This window comes from Sphingopyxis sp. (genome assembly GCF_036402335.1).
Taxonomy (GTDB): domain Bacteria; phylum Pseudomonadota; class Alphaproteobacteria; order Sphingomonadales; family Sphingomonadaceae; genus Sphingopyxis.
In genome coordinates this window covers 1-3,805 of record NZ_DASWTD010000345.1, presented here as the reverse complement: position 1 = coordinate 3,805, position 3,805 = coordinate 1, and the positions used below count along the sequence as shown (strand labels likewise).

Annotated in this window: 5 protein-coding genes and 1 pseudogene; 2 read left to right on the top strand and 4 right to left on the bottom strand. The window is 66.2% G+C overall.

Going from position 1 to position 3,805, the window contains the following annotated elements; translation table 11 throughout:
• Both VGD20_RS10660 and VGD20_RS10655 read right to left on the bottom strand, forming a co-directional pair.
• A partial coding sequence (locus VGD20_RS10660; RefSeq protein WP_331134422.1) for a DUF885 family protein occupies nt 1-499 on the bottom strand: 499 nt, incomplete at its 3' end.
• Nucleotides 500-733: 234 nt separating this feature from the next.
• Nucleotides 734-1,267 (bottom strand): SgcJ/EcaC family oxidoreductase, encoded by a 534-nt coding sequence (locus VGD20_RS10655; RefSeq protein WP_331134421.1) that lies wholly within the window; start codon nt 1,265-1,267, stop codon nt 734-736.
• Between the two features lie 339 nt (nt 1,268-1,606).
• Between VGD20_RS10655 and VGD20_RS10650 the strand changes: the two genes are divergently transcribed.
• Nucleotides 1,607-1,948, top strand: coding sequence for a hypothetical protein (locus tag VGD20_RS10650; RefSeq protein WP_331134423.1), 342 nt, complete (start codon nt 1,607-1,609; stop codon nt 1,946-1,948).
• 133 nt (nt 1,949-2,081) lie between these two features.
• Here the strand turns inward: VGD20_RS10650 and VGD20_RS10645 are convergent, their stop codons facing one another.
• The gene (locus tag VGD20_RS10645; protein WP_331134420.1) at nt 2,082-2,777 is read right to left on the bottom strand and encodes an anti-sigma factor; all 696 of its coding nucleotides are present in this window, start codon (nt 2,775-2,777) and stop codon (nt 2,082-2,084) included.
• The gene (locus VGD20_RS10640; RefSeq protein ID WP_331134419.1) at nt 2,774-3,262 is read right to left on the bottom strand and encodes an RNA polymerase sigma factor; all 489 of its coding nucleotides are present in this window, start codon (nt 3,260-3,262) and stop codon (nt 2,774-2,776) included. The genes VGD20_RS10645 and VGD20_RS10640 overlap by 4 nt, the downstream gene beginning before the upstream one ends.
• A gap of 96 nt (nt 3,263-3,358) precedes the next feature.
• Between VGD20_RS10640 and VGD20_RS10635 the strand changes: the two are divergent.
• Nucleotides 3,359-3,805, top strand: a pseudogene (locus VGD20_RS10635) (serine protease); the annotation flags it as partial.

Genomic DNA, 3,805 nt, shown 5'->3' with positions numbered 1-3,805 from the left:
CCTTCGCCCTGTCCAGATAGATGTCGAGCGTCGGACCGAGCGCGGTGACCCGCGCGACATAGGCCTCCATGTCGACGGGCGTATCAACGCGGTGCTGGTTGATCAGAAAGTTCGGCAGCCCGGTGTGCGGGCCGTTGCGGTCGAAGATATAATTATGTCCGCGCCACTTCGTCGACGCCTCGGCGCGCTCGAGCTCGAGCACCCACATGTCGTACGATACCCGCGCATCCTCGCCGAGCGTCGCGCGATCGAATTGCCGCTTCATCGCGGCAACGCTGCCCCGCCGCCACTCGAGCCGCGCCGCCGCCGCCGCGTCGCCGGGATCGGTGAACCGGTCCTGCTGCTCCTTGCGGCCAAGCTGGGTAAGCTGCTCGGGATCGAGCGCGATCTCGGCCTCGAAGGCCGCGTCGAGGAAGGCGGTGAATGCCGCATCGTTCGCGCCGGCCTTTTCGGCCGCACGCGCTGTCGGCGCCGCAACGAGACTCGTCGCCAGCGCCAATGAGAATTCCCGTCGTGATAGCTGCACCGGATTCCTTTCCCCGTTCCCAGGATTCGGCGGTACCGCGATTGGCGGCCAGGAGCCAAGGCCAAATATGCGGGCTCCCACGCCGCAACACGTTTAACCAGCGTCGCTCGATTGGCGGATCAGGCGGCAAGCGGTCCGACGGCTTTTTTGAACGAAAACCATGGGACCGATGACGTCGAAGCCGCCGCACGGCTCCGGCCACGATATCTATTGCGGCTGTCCGGGCGGCAGTCGAAGCGGGAACGTGAATCCGGCATTCTCCGGCGCATTGCCTGGCCCCGCGTTGGTGTTTTGCGATGCGATTACCAGCCAGCGGTCATCCCGCCGTTCGACGAGCATCGACATCAATCCGACCCGGGGCGCCCGCGCCGAGCCGTCGAAATTGCGATCCCCGACAATTCGCCACGTCCACCGCACAAAAGCCAGGTCGACCCGGACCGGCCGGACGTCCGTCTCGAGCGGCGTGATCGTCGAACCGTGGAAGCGACCGTCGAAAAGCCGTTGGTGATAGAGAGAAAAATCCGCCCGGCCATGCAGCCAGGAGCCGCCCACCGTGATGAAATCGACATCCGGCCCCATCAGCAAACCCAGCGCCTGTCCATCGCCCCGCGCCCATGCGTCGCTGAACTCGCGGGGAATGGCGTTCAGCGCAACGAGGTCGGGCGCGGCCGGACTTGCGGAGGGAGCGGCGGACGCGGGCTGGACGATGATCGCAGCGAGCAAGGCGAGGATGCGGAACATGGCGACCTCCGATGTGACCGGTCGGGAGCCTTCTAGCCTGTCTCTGCTCCCAAGTCAGAGCGGAAGCGAGGCATTCATGCTATAAGGTTCGCGACATGCCATCATGGGAGATGGACCATGCTTCTATCCCGACGCCGACTGATGGGACAATTTGCCGGAGCCATAGCCGCTGCCCCGACCCTCGCGCGGCCGATACGCGAACCGCTGGAGCCGACGCCCAACGAGATCGTCGGTCCCTTTTACCCGATCGTCAAACCTGCAGACAGCGACGCCGATCTGACGGCCGTCGCGGGACATGCGGGTCGAGCGTTCGGCTAGGCTGTCGAGGTATCGGGCCGCATCATGGATGTGGCGGGGCGACCAGTGCCGCACGCCCGGCTCGAAATCTGGCAGGCCAATGCCGCGGGCCGCTATGCCCATCCGAGCGACGACAACACGGCGCCTCTCGATCCTGATTTCCAGGGCTATGCCTCGCTCAGGGCCGACGCAGCGGGCGAGTACCGGATCGTCACAGTCAAGCCGGGCGCCTATCCCGGCGGGCGCCGGGGAATGCGCGCGCCGCACATTCATTTCGATCTGAGCGGACGCATCGACAGACTCGTCGCGCAATGTATTTTCCCGATGAGCCGCTCAACGCCGCCGACCCCCTCCTGCGCGCCAATATCCGCCCGGCCATGGTGATCGCTGCGGCGACGGGCATCGCTGCATCGGGCATCGCTCGTTATCGGCGGGACGTGATTCTTCGCAGCGGATAGCCTTGCCATTCACTCCATGCGGGAATTGCCGACAAGCCAGACATGGCAATCCGAAGCGATTAGTCGGTCCATCCGCGCCGGCGCGCGGCGCGTTCGGCTGCGGCATCGAAGGGTTCGCCCGCCATCATGGCGGCAGCATCGGCAGCCAGCGCGCCCGATGCGGCCTGCCGGTACTCGCCCTGCGCCGTCCCACCCATCGTGCGCTCCAGCCTCCATCGGCCGCCTTCATGGCATCCGATGCCCGCCAAACCACGGCCCTCGAAGCTGCGACAGGTCCGGCCGTCCCTGTTCCTGAAGCTGAGACCGATCCGCACCGTCGCATCGGCCGGCTGGTTCGATGCGAGCTGTGTGTCGAGCGCTTCGGCAAGCGCGCCCGAGGCGACGAGCGTGCCATTCGCGTTGGTGACATCCGCGACCGGCATCCATGGCTTCAGGCCAATCGTCAGCCCGAGCACGAGCGACGCGGCGATCGTCGCCCAATGGATCGGGGCAAAGCGCAGGCGCTTCGTCTCGCGCCGCGCGGCGAGGCTGGTGTCGACATTCGTTTCGACGAGCAGCGCCCGCAGCCGCTCGGGCACCACCTCTTCGATGACCGGCGCGAAATGCGCCGTGAGCTGCGCCCTCAATTCGCGGTTACGCGCGATCTCGGCGGCCAGTCCGGCGTCGCTCCCGGCTTCGCGCTTGATCCGGCGCGCGGTCAGGTCGTCGAGTTCGCCATCGACATAGGCGGCGATCGTGGCGGGGTCGAAACTCATGCAGCTTCTCCCAACAGGTGCATCAGCGTCTCGCGTCCGCGGGCAAGGCGCGAGGTAACGGTGCCTATCGGGACCTCGAGTATCTCGGCGGCTTCGCGATAGGCATAGCCTTCGACAAGGATCAGCATCACGACTTCGCGCTGCTCGTCCGGCAGGTGCGCCATCGCGCCGTCGACGTCGCCGCGCATCGCTCCGGCCTCGACTTCGGCCGCGCCCTCGCCGGCGATTTGCGTAACGGCCTCGTCGATCGGCGCGTGAACGCCGCGCCGGCCCGCGGCGCGGCGCTCGTCGATCCAGAGATTGCGGGTGATGCGATACATCCAGCTATCCAGTCTCGTTCCTTGTTGCCATTGTTCGCGCGATTTCAGGGCGCGCTCGATCGCCGCCTGACACAGATCGTCGGCATCGCTGACGTTGCGCGCCAGTCCGCGCGCAAAGCGGCGCAGACGGGGCAGCAGCTGGACCAGTTCCTCTTCGAAGCGCATTGTCGCCTTTTCGTGTTCGAAGGAAGAAACGACGACCTTCTATCGTTTCTTCCACATCCTGCTAAATTTTTTCCGGAAACGACCAACGGACGCGAGATGGTGCCAAGAATCTGGACGATATTGCTGGCGAGCCTTTGCCTCCTGCCCGGCGGAACCGGGCAGCCCGTTGCCGCGCAGATCGCACTGCCGCCGGTCCAGCTTCCCGACCCTGCGCGCACGCTGCCCTCCCTGCCCGATCTGGATGCCCGGCCGCTGCTGATCTCGGCCCGCGACCGGCTGCTCGAAATCCGGCTCGACCGGATTACCGCGCTGGCGCGCGGCAACCGCGACAGCATCGAACTCGACGAACGCGGCGAACCCGCGGTACGCGGCGTCCTCGTCGCAAGCGGGGTCGACGAGCCGATGATCGCGCGAGCGGACAAGGCGGGCTTTGCGCTTCTCGATCGCGAACGCATCGAAGGGCTCGATCTCGTCATCGCGCGCTTTCGCGTTCCCGATGGCCGCAGCCTGGGACGGGCGCGCAAACAGCTCGCGAAACTGCCC

Excerpts from the sequence above, each read along its gene's own strand:
- VGD20_RS10655 (WP_331134421.1), bottom strand. The coding sequence starts at position 1,267 with ATGTTCCGCATCCTCGCCTTGCTCGCTGCGATCATCGTCCAGCCCGCG.
- VGD20_RS10645 (WP_331134420.1), bottom strand. The coding sequence starts at position 2,777 with ATGAGTTTCGACCCCGCCACGATCGCCGCCTATGTCGATGGCGAACTC.
- VGD20_RS10640 (WP_331134419.1), bottom strand. The coding sequence starts at position 3,262 with ATGCGCTTCGAAGAGGAACTGGTCCAGCTGCTGCCCCGTCTGCGCCGC.